Raw genomic sequence first — 19,024 nt, 5'->3', positions numbered from 1 at the left:
CTGATAGGCCGCGGGCTCATCCTTCACCGCCGGAGCTTTTAACCCCCACCCATGCGGGCAGGAGTGTTATCCGGTATTAGACCCCGTTTCCAGGGCTTGTCCCAGAGTGAAGGGCAGATTGCCCACGTGTTACTCACCCGTTCGCCACTAATCCACCCCGAAGGGCTTCATCGTTCGACTTGCATGTGTTAAGCACGCCGCCAGCGTTCGTCCTGAGCCAGGATCAAACTCTCCGTGAATGTTTACCGGTAATCCGGTGGAACACCACGAGAGCGGAACAACCGGTCGGAATAGGACCGGTCGTTCACAGCGTCCTCGCTGTGCGCCTATCCCCGAAGAGACAGGACTTTTTCAAAGGAACCTCGTCCCGACCGATCGGCCGGAGACGGGGTATCAACATATCTGGCGTTGATTTTTGGCACGCTGTTGAGTTCTCAAGGAACGGACGCTTCCTTTGTACTCACCCTCTCGGGCTTTCCTCCGGGCGCTTCCCTTCGGTCTTGCGTTTCCGACTCTATCAGACCGTTTCCGTATCCGATTTCCTCGGTGCTTTCCAGGTTCTCGCTTTCACGTTTCCCTTTCCGGCGATCCAAACTCTATCAGTCCTTTTCCGTCTCACTGACCACCATCCCGCAGACATGCGGAACAGGACCCCGAGATAGGATCTGACAAGTTGGGTGCTGCCGGGCAACGACGCCTTGGTCACGCCGCTCAGCCTCAAGCAGGAGTACGACTCTACATGGGGTGCGGGAGCGGGCGCAAATCGTTTGCCCTGTCCTCTACGGCGCCAACCGGGATCTCTCGCGCGGAACCGGCACTTCATATGACATACCCTGCTCAACAGTGCGCTGTCCGGGACAGGCAGTGACGGCCCGTATAGATCTCCACCCCCTCGGAGGCTTCCCATGACCACCGTGACGTCCCCTCTTGCAGGACGCGCCATCGGACTCGCCGCGGTACCGGACCCCGTCTTCTCCGGAGCGATGGTCGGCCCCGGTACTGCGATCGACCCCGTGCGTGAACCCTCGGAGGCTGTCGCCCCCGTGGACGGAGTGATCGTCTCCCTTCACCCGCACGCGTTCGTGGTCGTCGACGGTGAGGGCCACGGCGTGCTCACGCACCTGGGCATCGACACCGTGCAGCTCAATGGCGAGGGCTTCGAGCTGCTCGTCAACAAGGGGGACACCGTGACGCGCGGCCAGAGTGTCGTGCGCTGGAACCCCGCCGCGGTAGAGAAGGCCGGCAAGTCCCCGATCTGCCCGGTCGTGGCCCTCGAAGCCACGGCGGACTCGCTCTCGGACGTCCGTGAGGACGGCGACGTGAAGGCCGGCGACGCGCTCTTCGGCTGGCAGTGACATCGACGCTGTCCTGGACGGCGCGTTCGGCAATCATCACGGCGGCGATAGCGCCGCACTACGCGGAGACGGGTGAGATGGAGACAACGCTGCGAGGCGTCGGCGTGAGCCACGGTGTGGCCATCGGCGAGGTTCGGCACATGGGAACGGCGGTTCTCGAACCGCCTGCCAAGCAGATTCCCCCGGAGGACGCGGCACGCGAGCAGGCGCGCGCCCGCAAGGCCGTGGAGGACGTGGCGGCCGACCTCATCGCGCGCGGCAATCTGGCCGGCGGCGAGGCCCAGGCGGTGCTGGAGGCCCAGGCCATGATGGCCCAGGACCCCGAGCTGACGGCCGATGTGAACCGGCGGATCGCCGTGGGCAGCACGGCCGAGCGTGCGGTCTACGACGCGCTCGCCGCGTACCGGGCGCTGCTGGCCGGCGCCGGTGAGTACCTCGCCGGACGCGTGGCCGACCTGGACGACGTGCGGAACCGTATCGTCGCCCGGCTGCTCGGTGTGCCCATGCCGGGCGTCCCGGACAGCGACGAGCCGTACGTCCTCATCGCACGTGACCTCGCGCCCGCCGACACGGCACTGCTGGACCCGACCCTGGTCCTCGGTTTCGTCACCGAGGAGGGCGGGCCGACCAGCCACAGCGCGATCCTGGCCCGCGCGCTCGGCGTACCCGCCGTCGTGGCGCTCCCCGGAGCGGGTGAGCTCGCCGAGGGCACCGTGATCGCCGTGGACGGCAGCACGGGCGAGATCTTCGTCGAGCCGAGCGCGGAGAAGAAGGCGCAGCTCGAGGCCGCGGCGGCCGCGCGCAAGGCGGCGCTCTCCACGTCGACAGGGCCGGGTGCCACCTCCGACGGGCACAAGGTGCCGTTGCTGGCCAACGTCGGCGGTCCGGCGGACGTGCCGGCGGCCGTGGAGGCCGGTGCCGAGGGCGTCGGTCTGTTCCGTACCGAGTTCCTGTTCCTCGACGACAGCAAGCAGGCGCCGTCCGAGGACAAGCAGGTCGAGGCCTACCGCCAGGTGCTCGAGGCCTTCCCCGAGGGCCGTGTCGTGGTGCGGGTGCTCGACGCGGGCGCGGACAAGCCGCTGGACTTCCTGACGCCTGCCGACGAGCCCAACCCGGCGCTCGGCGTGCGGGGTCTGCGTTCGCTGCTCGACCACCCTGATGTCCTGCGTACGCAGCTCACCGCGCTCGCGAAGGCCTCGGAGGGGCTGCCGGTCTATCTCGAGGTGATGGCTCCGATGGTCGCGGACCGTACGGACGCCAGGGCGTTCGCGGACGCGTGCCGTGAGGCCGGGCTGCGCGCGAAGTTCGGCGCGATGGTGGAGATCCCGTCGGCCGCGCTGCGGGCGCGGTCGATTCTGCAGGAGGTCGAGTTCCTCTCCCTGGGAACCAACGACCTCGCGCAGTACACGTTCGCCGCGGACCGGCAGGTGGGCGCGGTGTCCCGGCTGCAGGACCCGTGGCAGCCGGCACTGCTCGACCTGGTCGCGCTGTCCGCCGAGGCGGCGAAGGCCGAGGGCAAGAGCTGCGGTGTCTGCGGCGAGGCGGCGTCGGATCCGCTGCTGGCCTGTGTGCTGACCGGTCTGGGCGTCACCTCCCTGTCGATGGGTGCCGCGTCGATTCCCTATGTCCGGGCGACGCTGGCGAAGTACACGCTGGCCCAGTGCGAGCGTGCGGCCGCGGCCGCACGGGCCGCGGACACGGCGGACGAGGCGCGTACCGCGGCGCAGGCGGTGCTGTCGGGCGAGTAGCCGGACGGCGCCGTCGGCCGACGGCAGCGATTTTCGGTACGAAGGGGCGCTCCATCTGCGGATGGGGCGCCCCTTTTCGCGTTCAGTGCGTATGGCCCGTCCCCTTTCCGTCGTCCGCGAGGTCGGGCGGTACGCAATAGTCGACGCCTGATTCCGGGGAGACCAGTTCGCCGGAATCGAGGTCGGTGCAGTAGGCGTCGAACACCTCCCCCGCGGTGAGAGGCTCCAGGTGTTCTCCGCGCAGGCGCCATCCGTAGACGCGGTCGGTGGAGTCGGGTGCGGTGGTGCGCATGACGAGTCCGCAGGCGCTCCGGGTGGCGATACCGAGGGCCAGGACGGTGGTGAATTCGAGGGCTTCGGACTCGTCGAGGCGAGCGGTGTCTTCGGTGCGTCCCTCTGTCCTGAGTACGGCGACGAGCGTGTCGGGAGCTGAGGAGACGCTGCACACGAGGTGGAGGTCTCCCGGGCTCGCGGTGTCGACGATCCGGGCGAGGAGGTGGGCGGCGCGGATGAAGGATGCGCGGCCGATGTCCTCGCCGCAGGTCGCGCAGGTGCCGATGCGGGCCAGGAGCGTGGTGGCGTACTCCCAGGTAGCGCGGCGGACGGCTTCGTCGACGAGGTCCGGGACCAGCTCGTCGAAGGGCCGGCCGTCATAGGGGATGGTGGGGCCGGTCGCCGCCAGTTGGGCGGTGAAGCGGGTGCGGCTGACCGGTGTATCGGGTTCCAGGCCGCTTTCGGCGCAGAATTCGGCGTATTCCTCGGGGTCGAAGAGGGCCACCGTCGTGTGGCTGCCCTGGGCGGCGAGGGTCTTGAGCAGGGCTTCGACCTGTCGGAGATAGGTCGTATGGTCGTCGAAGGCGAAGGTGCGATAGCGCAGCATCGCCTGGAAGTCCTGTTCGTCGGTCAGCAGGCCGATGGTGCCGGCGATTTCGCGGCGCAGGACGCGTCGCATGGTGTGGTGCTGGGTGTGCGCCATGTTTCCCCCTGTGCGCAGTCGATCAATACTCACTCACAGTAACCGGCGGCACTGACAACGCGGGGCGGGTGAGTCTGCCGCGCACGAGGCGGTGCTGGAACATGCAGGTCGTGGCCATGGTCGCGCCGAAGAGGGTCCACCCGAGGGGGCCGGCCGCGATGGCCGCTGTGACAGCGAGTGGTCCGATGCTGCGTTGTGCTGCCTGCGCGAGTCCGTGGACGCCGAGGTAGCTGCCCTGGGCGGTGTCCGGGGCGAGGGCGACGGAGAGTTCCCACGAAATGGTGGCATGGAGCATTTCCGTCACCGTGAAGGCGACGGCCGCGGCGGTCAGGAACAGGGTCACTGCCATGGCTCCGGCCGTCGCCGAGAGCGCCAGGAGGACGCCTCCGAGCGCGGAGAACGCGGAGAGCGGGACGAGTAGGGCCCGGGCCGCGGCCGTTGTGGCGCCGAGGCGGGCCAGGGGGACCTGGAGGGTCACGACCATCACGTTGTTCAGGACCATCAGGAGGGGTGCGAGGCCGTGGGGAGCCTGGTCGGAGTGGGCGACGCACAGGGGCAGCCCGACCTTGAACACCGCGTCGTCGAGGAAGAGGACGGTCTCGGTGGCGACATAGGCGAGGTAGGTGCGGTCGCGCCAGGGACCGGCGGGGCGCGTCGCGGGGGCGGGGTCCTTCGATGCGGCGATCGTGCGGGTGGCCGAGGGCGGTTCGCCGCAGCGGGCGGTCGCGAGGGCGACGGCCACGAAGGAGAGGGCGTCGCCCGTGAGCAGCCACTGGTACGCGGCGGTGGTGCCGATGGTGAGGGCTCCCGCCGCGACGAGACCCCCGAGAGCCCAACCGGCGTTGGCGACGGTGCGGTTGACGGCTTGGTAGCGGACGCGGTCGGGTCCCGAGACGCGGGTGGCGTACAGCTTGGTGAGGACGTTCGCGGCCCGGTCGCCGAAGCTGCCGGCGGCGGAGAAGGCCAGCAGGAGGGCGTAGTTGTCCGTGGTCAGCAGGGCGAAGGAGGCGAGAGCGCGCAGGAGTTGGAGCCCGATCAGTACCCGGGTCAGGGGCAGCCGGTCGGCCATGCGTCCGCCCAGGGGCGCGCCGGCGATGCCGACCGCTCCGGCCACGGCGACGAGGGTGCCGATCTGCGCGACCGAGAGACCGGCGACGTAGGTGAAGTACAGGACGGAGACGGCTGCCCACAGGCCGCTGCCGGTGCGGTCGACCAGGGCGATCCAGAGCATTCTTCGGCCGTCGGGGCCTCCTGGAATGCGCGGCGGCCCTGCGGCTGCGCGGCGCGTCGGGCTCACGGCTCCCCCTTGCCTCACATTATGTATTGATACATACTCAGCAACGTGGCAACACAATATTCGATCAGTGGTACGACGGCCAAGGGAATTGCCGCGTCCGTGGAACGGGGCGTGGCCGAGGGCGCCTTGGAACCGGGCACGGCGCTGCCTCCGGTGCGCGGTCTGGCCGAGCGGCTCGGCGTCAGTCCGGGGACGGTCGCGACGGCGTACAAGGAACTGCGGCAACGCGCGATCGTGGTGACCCGCGGACGCGGCGGGACCGTGATCGCCGCCGCGCCCTCGGTGGCGTCACGGCGCCCGCCCCGCGTGCCGGACGGACTGCGCGACCTGGCGGGCGGGCATCCCGACCCCGCGCTGCTGCCCCGACTGGTACCGCCCTCGCGGCTCTCCCCCGGCGCGCGCTCCCACCGCGGTTCACCCCGTCTGGCACGGCTGGAGGAGGCCGTACGCGACTGGCTGGATCCCGACGGGGTGCCTGCGGAGCATGTGACGTTCGCCCATGGTGCGCTCGACCTGATCGGGCGGCTGCTCTCCGTGGAACTCCGTCCGGGGGACGCGGTCGCGATGGAGGACCCCGGCTATCACCATCTGCTGGACCTGGTCACGGCGCTGGGACTGCGCACGGTTCCGGTCGCGGTGGACGACCGGGGCATCCGCCCGGACGCCCTGCGGACGGCTCTACGAGCAGGGGTACGCGCGGTGGTGTGCAGTCCGCGGGCGCAGAATCCCTGGGGCGGCGCCCTCTCCGCGGAACGGCGGGACGCGCTCGTCGCCGTGCTCCAGGAGACGCCCGATGTGCTGGTCGTGGAGAACGACCACGCGTCGTCCGTCGCCGGCGCGCCGCTGCGCACTCTGACGGCGGGAGGTCTCAACCGCTGGGTCCATGTGCGCACGGTCAGCAAGTTCCTGGGGACCGACCTGCGGTGGGCGGCCGCGGCGTGCGATCCGACGACGCTGGCCCGGCACGACGGACGCCTGCTGCTGACGTCCGGCTGGGTCAGTCATCTGCTGCAGGAGACGGTGCTCGGGCTGATGACGGACGACGCCACGCGCGCGTTGGTGGAGCGCGCCCGGGAGACGTACGCGCTGCGCCGGAACGCGCTGCTGCGTGAGCTCGCGGACCGGGCTGTCCAGGCTCACGGCGTGAGCGGGCTGAACGTCTGGGTGCCCGTTCTGGACGAGTCGGCCGTGGTGAACGGGCTGCGTTCGTACGGATGGTGGGTCGCTGCGGGCGCGCGTTTCCGGACCGCTGCGGCGCCCGGGGTGCGTATCTCGGTCGCGGAGCTCTCGCCCGCCGACGCCGTGCGCCTGGCCTCCGACTTCACCGCCGTGCTCGGCGAGTCGGAGGCCACCTACGGAGGCTGAAGCCCGGGGAGGCCGGTCAGCCGCGCTCGCGGGCCAGCTTCTCGTAGAAGCGCAGGAGCTCTACGTTGTCGACGGATCCGACGTTGACCGCCTTCTCCATCGACGCGCCCTGGAGAAGACGCTTGACGGGCACCTCGATGCGCTTGCCGGTCAGGGTGTGGGGCACTCCGGGTACTTCGATGACCTCGTCCGGAACGTGCCGCGGGGAAAGCTGTTCGCGGATGGTCCCCTTGATGCGGCTCAGGAGGTCCTCGTCCAGGACAGCTCCGGGCGCGAGGTGGACGAACAGTGGCATCCAGTAGCCGCCGTCGGGCTGTTCGACACCGATGACGAGCGATTCCTTGATCTCGGGAAGGCGCTCGACGGCCTCGTAGATGTCGGCCGAGCCCATGCGCACGCCCTGCCGGTTGAGCGTGGAGTCGGAACGGCCGTGGATGACGACCGACCCTCGGGAAGTGACGGTGATCCAGTCGCCGTGCCGCCACACTCCGGGATACGTGTCGAAGTAGCTGTCGTGGTAGCGGCTGCCGTCGGGGTCGTTCCAGAAGCGGATGGGCATCGACGGCATCGGGTTGGTGACGACCAGCTCGCCGACCTCGTCGGTGAGCGGCTTGCCACTGGAGTCCCAGGACTGCAGGTCGGTGCCGAGACCGGCGGCCTGAAGCTCGCCGATGTACACCGGGAGCGTCGGCACCGCTCCGGCGAAGCAGGAGCACACATCGGTGCCGCCGCTGACGGAGGCGATCCACAGGTCCTCGCGGACCTCGTCGTGCAGCCAGCGGAATCCATCGGGCGGCAGTGGCGAGCCGGTCGTCGCGACGCACCGCACCCGGCTGAGGTCGAAGTCGCGCGAGGGGTGGACGCCCGCCTTGCGGCAGGCCATCACGTACGCGGCGGACGTGCCGAAGAGGGTGGCTCCCGTGCGTTCGGCGATACGCCACTGGGCGCCCGTGTCCGGATACCCGGGGCTGCCGTCGTACAGCACGATCGTGGTACCCGTGAGCAGGCCGGAGACGAGGAAGTTCCACATCATCCAGCCGGTGGAGGTGTACCAGAAGAAGCGGTCCTCGGGACCGAGGTCGCAGTGCAGGCCGAGCTGCTTGAGGTGCTCGACGAGGATGCCGCCCTGGGACTGGACGATGGCCTTGGGAAGGCCGGTCGTACCGGAGGAGTAGAGCACCCACAGGGGGTGGCCGAAGGGAACCTGCTCGAAGACGGGCTCCACGTCGGCGGAGGTCAGCGCCGACCACTCCAGGGCGTCCTCGGGTGCCTCGGTACCCAGTAGCGGGATGTGCACGACGGCGCGCAGGGTGGGCAGTTCACGGCGCAGTTCCGCGACCGTCTCACGGCGGTCGTGCTCCTTGCCGCCGTAGCGGTAGCCGTCGACGGCGAACAGGACCACGGGTTCGACCTGCTGGAAACGGTCGAGGACGCTGCGGGCGCCGAAGTCAGGGGCGCAGGACGTCCAGACCCCGCCCACGGCGGCCGTGGCGAGCAGGGCGACCACGGCCTGGGGGACGTTCGGAAGATAGCCGCTGACCCGGTCTCCGGGCCGTACGCCGAGGGCCCGCAGCTCGGCGGCGAGGGAACCGACCTGACGGCGCAGGTCGGACCACGTCACGGGGACGGACTCGTGGGTCTCGTCGACATACAGGAGGGCCGGTTCGTCCGCGCGGGTCTCCGCGGCGCGCAGGGCGTGCTCCGCGTAGTTGAGGGTCCCTCCGGGGAACCAGTCGGCTCCGGGCATGGCCCGGTCGCCGAGCACGCGCGCGTAAGGGGTGGAAAACCGTACGTCGAAGAACTCGGTGACGGCCTTCCAGAACGTGTCCAGCTCGTCGACCGACCAACGGTGCAGGGCCGCGTAGCCTCCGTCGGCCGGCGCTCCGTGCCGTTCGGCCGCCCAAGCCTGGAACTTCGTGACCCGCGCCTGGGCGATGCCCTCGGCGGTGGGCTGCCAGAGCGGAGAGGGGTTCGTGGTGGACATTGGGGCGGCTCCCGGGCTGTGCGCGTCGTGGGCGTCGGTCGCGCACGAGCGGGGGTGTGCGCGTCACGCGGCTGACACGGACGATGCCATGTGATCGACTTCATTACCAGGGCACGCCCCACATAGTCGGCTACATGAAGATGTGGCCTCGCAACAGGTGAACGGCAGTTGAACGGCGCACTCAACGGGCGCCGGTAGTGGCAGGGTGAGCAGCATGGACGGTCGTGACCTGGTGCGTTCGGTGAAGGCGGTCGGCTCGGGGGGTACCACTCAGGGATTGCTCACAGTGCGAGCCGCCTGGCGCAGGAGGCGTGCCGACGCCACCGGGCTCCCCCAGCGGGGCGCCGAGCGGGCGCGGGTACCGGGACCGGTGCTCGGTGTGGAGCCGGGCCCCGGCGGCGGAGTCGTCCGCTTCACGCGCTCGGAACTGCGGATCACGGTCACGGTGGGCGGGGCCGTCTTCTGGGGCTGGGACGCGGTCGCGCCGGAGCCGTCGTACGCCCTGGCGGGCCGGTCCCCGGAACCCGATCCGCGGGCCGTCCTGGAGCCGGACAAGGACGGCGGCTGGCGCGTCGTGGCCGAGCGGGTCACGGTCGCGGTCTCACGGCACGGCGCGGTCCAGGTTCTTACACCCGGCGGGGTGATCCTGCGCCGGGATCTGCCGCCCCGGTGGTGGGAACCCGTCGACGGCGGCCCCGCCCGCTGGATGCAGCGCTCCGAAGTGGCGGCCGACGCCCGGTTCTTCGGTCTCGGCGGCCGGGCAGCGGGGCTCAGGCTGCGCGAGGGGACGTACCGGCTGTGGAACACCGACCCGGGACAGGCCTTCGGGCCGGGCGACGATCCGCTGTATCTCACGATGCCGGTGCAGATGGTCGTCGCCGACGCGGGCACGCATCTCGTGTTCCACGACACGACGTGGGACGGCACCGTGATACTTCGGGAGGGCAAGGAGGGCGCCGGCTCCGGGCACGACCGGCCCGGGTCGTGCGAGCTGCGCATGGACGGCGGGCCGCTGCGCTGCTGGGTGATGGTGGGGACCCCCGCGCGCGTGCTGCACTCCTGGGCGTCACTGACCGGTGCCGCGGCGCTTCCGCCCGCGTGGGCGCTGGGGCACCAGCACGCGCGGTGGGGCTTCGGCAGTGAGCAGGAGGTGCGCAGGATCGTCGCGGGCTACCAGGAGCGGGGCCTGCCGCTGGACGCCGTCCATCTGGACATCGACCACTACGACGCCCACCAGGTGTTCACCGTCGATCGCGACAGGTTCCCGAAGCTCCCTCAGCTCGCCGAGGAGCTGCGGCGCGACGGGATCCGGCTGGTGTCCATCATCGACCCGGCGGTCAAGGCGGAGCCGGGCAACGAGGTGTACGACAGCGGTCTCGCCGAGGAGGCCTTCGTGCGGGACGCCTCGGGACGGCTCGTGCGAGGTGTCGTATGGCCCGGGGAGGCCGTGTTCCCGGACTTCACGGACGCGCGGGCGCGCGCGTGGTGGGGCGGGCTGTACGAGGAGCGGATCGCGCAGGGGTTCGCCGGGTTCTGGCACGACATGAACGAGCCGACGTCGTTCACGGCCTTCGGGGAGCCGACGCTGCCGCGTTCGGCCCGGCACTCCCTGGAGGGCCGTGGCGGTGACCACCGCGAGGCGCACAACGTGTACGCGCTGGGCATGGCCCGGGCCGCCTACGAGGGGCTGCGTGAACTCGCGCCGCAGGAGCGGCCGTTCCTGTTCTCGCGTTCCGGGTGGGCGGGTCTGCAGCGCTACTCGGGGACGTGGTCCGGGGATGTGGCCACGGGCTGGCCGGGGCTGCGGGCGTCGTTGTCCCTGGTGCTGGGGCTCGGGCTGTGCGGTGTGCCCTACTCGGGACCGGATGTGGGCGGCTTCGACGGCAGCCCGTCGCCCGAGCTCTATCTGCGGTGGTTCCAGCTCGGGGCCTACCTCCCGTTGTTCCGCACGCACGCGAGTCTGCGGGCCGGACGCAGGGAGCCCTGGGAGTTCGGCGACGGGGTTCTGGAGCACGCGCGCGTGGCGCTCCTCGAACGGCGGCGACTGCTCCCGTACTTCATGACACTGGCGCACATGGCGCGCCGCACGGGCGCTCCGTACGTCCGGCCCTTGTGGTGGGGCAGTCCCGAGGACCGGGCGCTGCGCGACCGCGAGGACGCGTTCCTGCTCGGCGACAGCCTCCTGGTGGCGCCGGTGCTGGACCCTGGTGCGGTCCGGCGGACGGTGCAACTGCCACGGGGGCGGTGGTACGACACGGTCACCGAGGAGGCGTACGAGGGACCGGCACAGGTGGTGGTCGACGCACCCTTGTCGCGGATTCCTGTGCTCGCGCGGGCCGGTGCCGTCGTGCCCGTACGCGGTGCCGACGGTGGTCTGGAGCTGGAGGCGTGGGCGCCCGCACGGGGAAGCGGCGGAGTCGGGCTCGTCGTGCCGGACACGGGCGACGGATGGGAGGAACCGGAGGCCGAGCGTCATGTGTCCCGCTGGGAGGAGGACGAGGTGGTGGTGCGCCGGGCGAGCGGCACGGGGGGCCTGAGCGAGCCGTCGTACCCCGTGCGGGTGCGGGGGCTGGGGATACCCCGTCGCTGACCCTCAGATGTACCGTCCCTCGAACCAGGCACGGGCCGCCAGGGTGTGCAGCGGGAAGGCGAGTTCGGCCGACCGGCGCAGCAGATGCCAGCCCTCGGTCTCGTCGGTGGCGGCGGACCGCGGCAGTTCGGCGGCGGGGCGTTCCGGAAGGAGCCCGAAGAGCAGCAGATGGCCCGCGGGCGAGCTCATCGCGTCGGCGAGCCGCACTTCCCTGCTCGCCACGTCGATGCCCGTCTCCTCCTTGAGCTCGCGCACGACGGCCTGCCGCCAGTCCTCCCGGTGGTCGATGAATCCCCCGGGCAGGGCGACGCCCCCACGCGCGGGGGCGATGGTCCGGGTGATGACGACCAGGGCCGCGCCCCGGTCGTCGTAGACGGGCTGCAGAGCCACCGCGACCGGAAGCGGATTGCGGTAGGCGACCGTGCCGCAGGCGGCGCAGGTGCGGGGCCAGCCGGAGATGCCCTCTCCGTAAGGCGCGCCACAGCTGGAGCAGTGCGAGTCGGGCGCGAAGTCGGCGGGCGGGTGCGGGATTTCGGACACGTCGCGGACTGTAGTCCATCACCGAACGGGCGTCTTCGGGTTGGACCGGTTGACGCGGCTGGGGCGGAACGGCTCGGTCGGGGCGGATGGGGCGGTTGAGGCACTCCCGCGACCCCTGTCACCGCGGCCGGAACTCCGGCTGCCGGTGGCGCCCGTCGGTCCGCACGGGCGCCCTGCCCAATTTCCCTCGCCCGTGGCACACTTCTGACGTTCCGTCAGATCGAGCGTCGTGGAGGGACCGTGTCGCGCACACGCACACCTGTCGTCGCCGGGTGGTTCACCGGGGAAGGGGACGACTTCCGCCTGCTCGGCACGCGGTGCTCGGGCTGCGCCTCGGTGTTCTTCCCCCGCGAGGACGCCTTCTGCCGCAATCCGGGGTGCGCGGGCGGCGAGCTGGTGGAGGTGCCGTTGTCTCCACGGGGGCGCGTCTGGTCGTACACGGACAGCCGCTACCGGCCTCCGTCACCCTATGTGACAGACCCGGAACTCTCATGGGAGCCCTACGCGTTGATCGCTGTGGAACTGGAATCCGAATGCCTCGTGGTGCTCGGCCAGGCGGTTCCCGGGATCACCGTCTCCGACCTGACGGTGGGCATGGAGGTGGAGGTCGTCCCCGGTGTGCTGCACGAGGACGAGGAGACCACCTGGACGACGTGGCACTGGCGGCCGACAGGGGTGACGGCATGAAAGGCGCGGAGCGGACGGGGGCGGGGGCGTGACCGGTGATGTGGCGGTGCTGGGCGTGGGGATGCACCCGTGGGGCAAGCGGGGGCACCCTTTCGTCGAGTACGGAGTGGCCGCGGCGCGTGCCGCGCTGACCGACGCGGGGATCGGCTGGCGGGACGTCGACTCGGTCGTGGGCGCGTCCACCGTCCGCGGAGGCTACCCGGGGTATGTGGCGGGGGCGACCTTCGCGAGGGCGCTGGGGTGGCAGGGAGCACGCGTGACGAGCGTGTACGCGGCCTGCGCCTCCGGGGCGCAGGCACTCGGCACAGCGCGGGCGCAGATACTCTCCGGCCTCGCCGAGGTGGTCCTCGTGGTGGGCGCGGACGCGGCACCCAAGGGGTTCTTCCGCCCCGCCGGCGGGGACCGGCCGGACGATCCGGACTGGCTGCGCTTTCGTGTCCTCGGGGCGACGAACCCGACGTACTTCGGGCTGTACGCACGGCGCCGGATGGCTCTGTACGGCGACACTCCGGAGGATTTCGCCCAGGTGAAGGTGAAGAACGCGGCCCTGGGCGCGCTCAATCCGCACGCCCGCTACCGCAAGCGGGTCACGGCCGAGGAGGTCGCCGCGTCGGCCGTGGTCGCCGATCCGCTGCGGCTGCTCGACATCTGCGCGACCTCGGACGGCGGCGCGGCCGTGGTGCTGGCGGGCATGGATTTCGCGCGCCGGCACGGGATCGGCGAGCCGGTGCGGATCCGCGCGGTCTCGACCGTGTCGCCGCGCTATCCGAACACCGTGCTGGATCTGCCGGACATCGCCACGGACTCGGGGGCCGCCGTGGAACCCGCGTCCGAGACCTTCCGGGCGTCCATCGCCCGAGCGGCCTACGAGGAGGCGGGCATCGGACCCGAGGACCTCTCGTTCGCGGAGGTCTACGACCTGTCGACCGCGCTGGAACTGCAGTGGTACGAGGATCTCGGGCTCTGCGGCGAGGGCGAGGCCGCCAAGCTCCTGCGGGAAGGCGCCACAGCGCTCGGCGGACGCATACCGGTGAACGTCAGCGGCGGCCTCGCCTCCTTCGGAGAGGCCGTCCCGGCCCAGGCCATCGCCCAGGTGTGCGAACTGACCTGGCAGTTGCGCGAGGATGCCGGTGACCGGCAGGTCGCCGGGGCACGGGTGGGGATCACCGCGAACCAGGGGCTGTTCGGGCACGGCTCCTCCGTCGTGGCGGTTCGGTAGTCACGGGCGGGCTTCGCCGGCCCCTCCTCCACACCTGCTGTGACGACCCCGGAATCCTGCGTGAACACCTCGTGAATCGCACACCGGCGTACGCCGACGGCGAGACCATGCTGTTGTGCCCTCCTGGACGGATATGGTCCGTTTCGCCTTCCAGCCGGTCGTCAACCTGACGACCGGAGGAATCGCGGCGCTGGAGACGCTCGCCCGCCCGGAGTCCGGCGACATCCTGGCGCGAGCCCGCCGCGATCCCGAAGTGGACGGCCGGCTGGCCGCGCTGGCCATCCGGGCCGCCGCACGCAGGGAGACCCTGCTCCCCCTGCACGTCAACGTGTTCGCCGGAACGCTGGCCGATCTCGGCCGGCTCTCCGCGCTGCGCAACGAGGTACGGCAGGGCGGACGGCTTCCCTGCGAGGTCACCGTCGACATCGTCCCGCCGTACACACACGTGCCGCAGCACGCCCTGCTGGAGGCGGTGGCCGCGGTGCGCGGCGAGGGCTTCCGGATCTGCGCGGACGGCATCGGCGACGGCGACGTACCGCTGCGCCTGCTCACGGACCTCGCCCCGGAGCTGATGAAGCTCGACGTGTCCCTGCTGTCGCGGCCCGCGGCGGTACGCGCGATGCGCACGCTGTGCGAGCAGCTCGGCGCGCTGCTGTCCGTCGAAGGCGTCGAGACGGAACTGCAGTGCGCCGCCGCGGTGTCGGCGGGCGCGCAGCTCGCGCAGGGCGACCTGTTCGCCCCGCCGGCCCGGCGGCCCTCAGCGGATGTATACGTTCCGGCGCTGTTCCCGGGTGCCCGCAGCGCGCCCCGGTCCGGGCCAACCGTGGGGCAGTTCGTCCGCCCGGCCGCGCTGCTCTCGGCCACCGCGTCGGCCGGAGAGGTCAGATCCCTGCTCACCGGGTCGCCCGAGGTGTCCGGTGTGCTGCTCGTGGACCCGTTCGGGATACCGGTCCGCTCGGTGCACCGGTCGCGCTTCCTGCTGTCGATGTCCGGCCGCTACGGGCACGCCCTGTACGCCGACCGGCCGGCCGCCAAGCTGGGTGACGCGCCGCGCACGGTCGGCCTCGACGCCACGGCCTGGGAAGTGCTCGACGTCGTCGCGGACGGGGACCGGGACCGTACGTCCGACGATGTCGCGGTCGTCGACCGGTACGGGCGGTGCGTGGGTGTCGTACGCCTCGCGGATCTCGTACGGGCGTTGTCGGAGAGCCGGGTCGAGGAGGCGGCGGGGCTCAACCCGCTGACCCGGCTGCCCGGTTCGGACATGATCACCGGGGAGGTGGACCGGCGGATCGCGGACGGCCGGATGTTCGCGCTGAGCTGGCTGGACATCGACCACTTCAAGCAGGTCAACGACGGAGCGGGGTTCGCGGCCGGCGACGAGCTGATCAGAGCGGTGGGGCGGATGCTGCAGCACTCGGCGTCCGAGGCGACGCTGGTCGGGCACATCGGCGGCGACGACTTCCTGGTCCTCGCCGACCCCGACACTCTCGACCCGCTGGCCGCGTCGGTGCTCGACACGCCCTGGACCGCGGGCGGCCGAGCCGTCACCCTCTCGCTGGCGACGGTGCTGTGCGCGCCCGGCAGCGTGATCGACCACCGGCAGGCGGCCACCTCACTGGCACCGCTCAAGCAGGCCGCCAAGGCCCTGGACGGGGCGAGTTGGGTGCTGGGGCGCGCGGGGCTGCCCGGTCATGAGGTCCGGCGCGGGGTGGGAACCGGGCCGATGGAGCCGTACGGGCAGACGCTCACCGGATGATCCCGTCGACCGCCCGCCCTCGATCACATGACCTCCTGATCGCATGACCTCCTGATCGACTGGCTGAAAACAGTCCCTGCGTACGGTGCCGACGGACCTCCGTGGCGCGTCCACGTGGCGCCCTGCAACCGGTGCGGTCCGCGACCTTGACGCCCCCTGGGCACCGGTGAACACTTCCGGGACGCCGGGCGGGGTGCGGGAACTCCCCGCCTCCGGCTGAAGCAGCCATGGGAACGCCCTCTGCACGCCGGCCCGGAGCTGATCGTTCCGGGCGAGAGCCTAGGAGCCGCCATGAGCAACGGAGACATTTTCGTAGGCGAGTTGATCGGCACAGCGATTCTGATTCTCTTCGGCGCGGGTGTGTGCGCCGCTGTCACCCTGAACAGATCCAAGGCCCAGGGAGCGGGCTGGATCGTCATCACCTTCGGCTGGGGCTTCGGCGTCCTGGCCGGTGCCTACACCTCGGCGCCGCTGTCGGGAGGGCAGATCAACCCGGCGGTCACCATCGGGTTCGCGATCGAGGGTTCCACGAAGTGGTCGGACGTGCCCTTCTACATCCTCGGCCAGTTCGCCGGCGCCGTCGTCGGCGCGGTCCTGTGCTGGCTGCTCTACCTCGGGCAGTTCAACCTCAACGCCGAGGACGACAAGGCCATCGAGACCCTGGGGATCTTCTCGACGCGTCCCGAGATCGACAACCCGGTACAGAACCTGATCACCGAGACCATCGCCACCGCCGCCCTGATGCTTCCCATCCTCGGCATGGTCGGCGGCGCCAGGCATGTCGCCGGCATCGGCGACGCGGGGCTGCCGGTCCTGCTCATCTCCTTCCTCGTGGTCGGCATCGGTCTCTCGCTGGGCGGCCCCACGGGGTACGCCATCAACCCGGCCCGCGACCTGGGGCCGCGCATCGCGCACGCGCTGCTGCCGATCCCCAACAAGGGCACATCGGAGTGGAGATACTCCTGGATCCCGGTGGTCGGTCCCATCGCGGGTGCCGCCATCGGCGCCGGGATCTACAACGTGGCCTTCTGACACATCCCCGCCACCTCGAAGTACGGACGCCTGACGAGACATCAGCCTCCTGACGAAGAACACGTAAGGGGACGACATGACGGACAACGCCGAGAAATACGTCGCCGCGATCGACCAGGGCACCACCTCCAGCCGCTGCATCATCTTCGACCAGGGCGGCGCGATCGTCGCCGTCGACCAGCGCGAACACCGCCAGATCTTCCCCAAACCGGGCTGGGTGGAACACGACGCCACCGAGATCTGGTCCAAGGTGCAGGCCGTGGTCGCGGGAGCGCTCGCCAGGGCCGGACTGCGCGCCGACCAGCTCAGCGCGCTCGGCATCACCAATCAGCGCGAGACGACGGTTCTGTGGGACCGCGCCACCGGCAAGCCCGTCCACAACGCGATCGTGTGGCAGGACACCCGCACGTCGGCGCTCTGCAAGGAACTGGGCGGCCCGGACGGCCAGGACCGCTTCCGCGAGCAGACCGGACTCCCCCTGGCCAGCTACTTCTCCGGGCCGAAGGCGGCCTGGCTGCTCGACAACGTCCCGGGCCTGCGCACCCGCGCGGAGCGCGGTGAGATCGCCTTCGGCACCATCGACTCGTGGCTCATCTGGAACCTGACCGGCGGCACCGACGGCGGACGGCACGTCACCGACGTGACCAACGCCGGGCGCACGATGCTGATGAACCTGGACACCCTTCAGTGGGACCCGTCCATCCTCTCCGCGATGGACATCCCCGAGGCGGTGCTCCCCGAGATCCGGTCCTCCGCCGAGGTGTACGGCACCGCCGTTGGCCAGCTCGGCGGTGTGCCGGTCGCGTCGGCGCTCGGCGACCAGCAGGCGGCGGTCTTCGGCCAGGCCTGCTACGACGTCGGCACGGCCAAGAACACCTACGGCACCGGCAGCTTCCTGCTGCTGAACACCGGCAACAGGCCCGTTCCGTCGAAGAACGGGCTGCTGACCACCATGGGATACAAGATCGGCGACGAGGCTCCGGTCTACTGCCTCGAAGGGTCGATCGCGATCACGGGCGCCCTGGTCCAGTGGTTCCGGGACCAACTGGGCATCATCCGTTCCGCCGACGAGATCGAGACGCTGGCAGCGAGCGTCGAGGACAACGGCGGCGCCTACATCGTGCCCGCCTTCTCGGGCCTGTTCGCCCCCTACTGGCGCTCGGACGCGCGCGGTGTCATCACCGGTCTCACGCGCTACGTCACGAAGGCGCACCTCGCGCGCGCGGTCCTGGAGGCCACGAGCTGGCAGACGCGTGAGGTCGTGGACGCCATGTACCAGGACTCCGGGGTGCGGATCACCACCTTGAAGGTGGACGGCGGCATGACCAAGAACAATCTGCTGATGCAGCACCAGGCGGACGTCCTCGGCGTGCCGGTGATCCGCCCGAGGGTCTCCGAGACGACCTGTCTGGGCGCCGCGTACGCGGCGGGCCTCGCGACCGGGGTGTGGAACGGCCTCGACGAGCTGAAGTCGCACTGGCGGAAGGACGTCGAATGGACACCGTCCATGGCGGCGTCGGTGCGTGACAGCGAGTACGACAACTGGCGCAAGGCGGTGGAGAAGAGCTTCGGCTGGCACGACGACACCGTCGAGTGACTCCCGCGCGCGTGCGATTCGGGCGAACCACGCGCGCGTGGGCATGACCGCGGCCCGTACCCCGGTCGGCGGGGGTACGGGCCGCACCTGCGCGTCGTGACGACGGTGACGACGGAGGTGCCGGGCTAGCGTCAGGTCGAGACGGCCTCGCGGGCGGCCGCCGCATGCGCCATCGCATGCTGGACGACGCGGATGAGGACTTCCTTGACCGACTCACGGTCGCGCGCGTCACAGAGGACGACCGGCACGTCCGGGTCGAGGTCGAGGGCCTGACGGACGGCCTCCCCGGGGTAACGGGCGCTTTCCTCGAAGCAGTTGACTCCGACCACGAAGGGTATGGAGCGCCGCTCGAAGTAGTCGACCGCGGCGAAGCAGTCCTCAAGGCGGCGGGTGTCGGCCAGCACGACGGCACCCAGGGCACCTGTGGCGAGCTCGTCCCAGAGGAACCAGAAACGATCCTGCCCGGGGGTCCCGAACAGATAGAGCACCAGGTCCTCGCGCAGCGTGATCCTGCCGAAGTCCATGGCGACGGTCGTGGTGTGTTTGCCCTCCACACCGCTGATGTCGTCGATGGGCCGGCCCGCCTCGGTGAGGACTTCCTCGGTGCGCAGCGGCCTGATCTCGCTGACCGCGCCTACGAGGGTCGTCTTGCCCACGCCGAAGCCGCCCGCTACCAGGATCTTGAGCGTGACGGGCTCGACCGGAGGCTTGCCGCGCTCAGAACGCCCGAAGATCATCGATCTCTTCTCCTGCTTGATGTGGGTCGTGGGGGGGGGGGGGGGGGGGGGGGGGGCCCCCCCCCCCCGCCCCACTTACGTGCCCGGGGCCCCCGCCCCCCCGAGGCAATCCCCCCCGTACCGGGAGGGGGCCGCCGC

14 protein-coding genes and 1 rRNA gene are annotated in these 19,024 nt (G+C 70.7%); 9 read left to right on the top strand and 6 right to left on the bottom strand.

The genetic code is table 11. The features are described 5' to 3' along the window. Positions 1-239, bottom strand: a 16S ribosomal RNA gene (locus ACFXGX_RS19735); the annotation flags it as partial. A 666-nt stretch (positions 240-905) separates the two neighbouring features. On the opposite strand from ACFXGX_RS19735, the gene ACFXGX_RS19730 reads away from it, so the two are divergent. Continuing rightward, positions 906-1,355, top strand: coding sequence for a PTS glucose transporter subunit IIA (locus ACFXGX_RS19730; protein ID WP_384792564.1), 450 nt, complete (start codon positions 906-908; stop codon positions 1,353-1,355). 77 nt (positions 1,356-1,432) lie between these two features. Continuing rightward, positions 1,433-3,103 (top strand): phosphoenolpyruvate--protein phosphotransferase, encoded by a 1,671-nt coding sequence (gene ptsP / locus ACFXGX_RS19725; protein ID WP_384792579.1) that lies wholly within the window; start codon positions 1,433-1,435, stop codon positions 3,101-3,103. Positions 3,104-3,185: 82 nt separating this feature from the next. On the opposite strand, the gene ACFXGX_RS19720 is transcribed toward ptsP, so the two are convergent. Beyond that, positions 3,186-4,079 (bottom strand): hypothetical protein, encoded by an 894-nt coding sequence (locus tag ACFXGX_RS19720; RefSeq protein ID WP_384792561.1) that lies wholly within the window; start codon positions 4,077-4,079, stop codon positions 3,186-3,188. 22 nt (positions 4,080-4,101) lie between these two features. After that, positions 4,102-5,310 (bottom strand): MFS transporter, encoded by a 1,209-nt coding sequence (locus ACFXGX_RS19715; RefSeq protein WP_384792558.1) that lies wholly within the window; start codon positions 5,308-5,310, stop codon positions 4,102-4,104. Between the two features lie 111 nt (positions 5,311-5,421). On the opposite strand from ACFXGX_RS19715, the gene ACFXGX_RS19710 reads away from it, so the two are divergent. Next, positions 5,422-6,741: an aminotransferase class I/II-fold pyridoxal phosphate-dependent enzyme gene (locus ACFXGX_RS19710; RefSeq protein ID WP_384792555.1), complete on the top strand. Its 1,320-nt coding sequence runs from the start codon at positions 5,422-5,424 to the stop codon at positions 6,739-6,741. A gap of 16 nt (positions 6,742-6,757) precedes the next feature. On the opposite strand, the gene ACFXGX_RS19705 is transcribed toward ACFXGX_RS19710, so the two are convergent. Continuing rightward, positions 6,758-8,725 carry an acetoacetate--CoA ligase gene (locus ACFXGX_RS19705; protein WP_384792552.1) on the bottom strand — a complete coding sequence of 656 codons (1,968 nt, stop codon included), beginning with the start codon at positions 8,723-8,725 and terminating at the stop codon, positions 6,758-6,760. 214 nt (positions 8,726-8,939) lie between these two features. Here ACFXGX_RS19705 and ACFXGX_RS19700 point away from each other — a divergent pair, with 214 nt between their 5' ends. Continuing rightward, positions 8,940-11,315 carry a TIM-barrel domain-containing protein gene (locus ACFXGX_RS19700; protein ID WP_384792549.1) on the top strand — a complete coding sequence of 792 codons (2,376 nt, stop codon included), beginning with the start codon at positions 8,940-8,942 and terminating at the stop codon, positions 11,313-11,315. A 3-nt stretch (positions 11,316-11,318) separates the two neighbouring features. Here ACFXGX_RS19700 and ACFXGX_RS19695 read toward each other — a convergent pair whose 3' ends face one another. Continuing rightward, positions 11,319-11,855: an NUDIX domain-containing protein gene (locus ACFXGX_RS19695; protein ID WP_384792546.1), complete on the bottom strand. Its 537-nt coding sequence runs from the start codon at positions 11,853-11,855 to the stop codon at positions 11,319-11,321. 240 nt (positions 11,856-12,095) lie between these two features. Here ACFXGX_RS19695 and ACFXGX_RS19690 point away from each other — a divergent pair, with 240 nt between their 5' ends. The 5 genes from ACFXGX_RS19690 (at position 12,096) to glpK (ending at position 18,149) form a co-directional block, all read left to right on the top strand. Further along, the gene (locus ACFXGX_RS19690) at positions 12,096-12,542 is read left to right on the top strand and encodes a Zn-ribbon domain-containing OB-fold protein (RefSeq protein ID WP_384792543.1); all 447 of its coding nucleotides are present in this window, start codon (positions 12,096-12,098) and stop codon (positions 12,540-12,542) included. A 28-nt stretch (positions 12,543-12,570) separates the two neighbouring features. Next, on the top strand, positions 12,571-13,761 hold the full coding sequence (locus ACFXGX_RS19685; protein ID WP_384792540.1) for a lipid-transfer protein: 1,191 nt from the start codon (positions 12,571-12,573) through the stop codon (positions 13,759-13,761). A gap of 115 nt (positions 13,762-13,876) precedes the next feature. Further along, positions 13,877-15,520 (top strand): GGDEF domain-containing protein, encoded by a 1,644-nt coding sequence (locus ACFXGX_RS19680; RefSeq protein ID WP_384792537.1) that lies wholly within the window; start codon positions 13,877-13,879, stop codon positions 15,518-15,520. A gap of 291 nt (positions 15,521-15,811) precedes the next feature. After that, positions 15,812-16,552 (top strand): MIP/aquaporin family protein, encoded by a 741-nt coding sequence (locus ACFXGX_RS19675; RefSeq protein ID WP_384792534.1) that lies wholly within the window; start codon positions 15,812-15,814, stop codon positions 16,550-16,552. Positions 16,553-16,628: 76 nt separating this feature from the next. Then, positions 16,629-18,149 (top strand): glycerol kinase GlpK, encoded by a 1,521-nt coding sequence (gene glpK / locus ACFXGX_RS19670; RefSeq protein WP_384792531.1) that lies wholly within the window; start codon positions 16,629-16,631, stop codon positions 18,147-18,149. Positions 18,150-18,280: 131 nt separating this feature from the next. Here the strand turns inward: glpK and ACFXGX_RS19665 are convergent, their stop codons facing one another. Next, positions 18,281-18,886, bottom strand: a complete 606-nt coding sequence (locus ACFXGX_RS19665; protein ID WP_384792528.1) for an ATP/GTP-binding protein — start codon at positions 18,884-18,886, stop codon at positions 18,281-18,283. Positions 18,887-19,024 lie beyond the last annotated feature (138 nt).

The organism is Streptomyces sp. NPDC059371, assembly GCF_042751995.1.
GTDB lineage: Bacteria > Actinomycetota > Actinomycetes > Streptomycetales > Streptomycetaceae > Streptomyces.
Note: the sequence above shows the minus strand (reverse complement) of the source record. Positions and strands in the feature narration are given on the sequence as shown.

What these genes read in the sequence shown, in the direction of transcription:
- ACFXGX_RS19730 (WP_384792564.1), top strand. Translation starts at nt 906, where the DNA reads ATGACCACCGTGACGTCCCCTCTTGCAGGACGCGCCATCGGACTCGCC.
- ptsP (WP_384792579.1), top strand. Translation starts at nt 1,433, where the DNA reads ATGGAGACAACGCTGCGAGGCGTCGGCGTGAGCCACGGTGTGGCCATC.
- ACFXGX_RS19720 (WP_384792561.1), bottom strand. Translation starts at nt 4,079, where the DNA reads ATGGCGCACACCCAGCACCACACCATGCGACGCGTCCTGCGCCGCGAA.
- ACFXGX_RS19715 (WP_384792558.1), bottom strand. Translation starts at nt 5,310, where the DNA reads ATGCTCTGGATCGCCCTGGTCGACCGCACCGGCAGCGGCCTGTGGGCA.
- ACFXGX_RS19705 (WP_384792552.1), bottom strand. Translation starts at nt 8,725, where the DNA reads ATGTCCACCACGAACCCCTCTCCGCTCTGGCAGCCCACCGCCGAGGGC.
- ACFXGX_RS19700 (WP_384792549.1), top strand. Translation starts at nt 8,940, where the DNA reads ATGGACGGTCGTGACCTGGTGCGTTCGGTGAAGGCGGTCGGCTCGGGG.
- ACFXGX_RS19675 (WP_384792534.1), top strand. Translation starts at nt 15,812, where the DNA reads ATGAGCAACGGAGACATTTTCGTAGGCGAGTTGATCGGCACAGCGATT.
- glpK (WP_384792531.1), top strand. Translation starts at nt 16,629, where the DNA reads ATGACGGACAACGCCGAGAAATACGTCGCCGCGATCGACCAGGGCACC.
- ACFXGX_RS19665 (WP_384792528.1), bottom strand. Translation starts at nt 18,886, where the DNA reads ATGATCTTCGGGCGTTCTGAGCGCGGCAAGCCTCCGGTCGAGCCCGTC.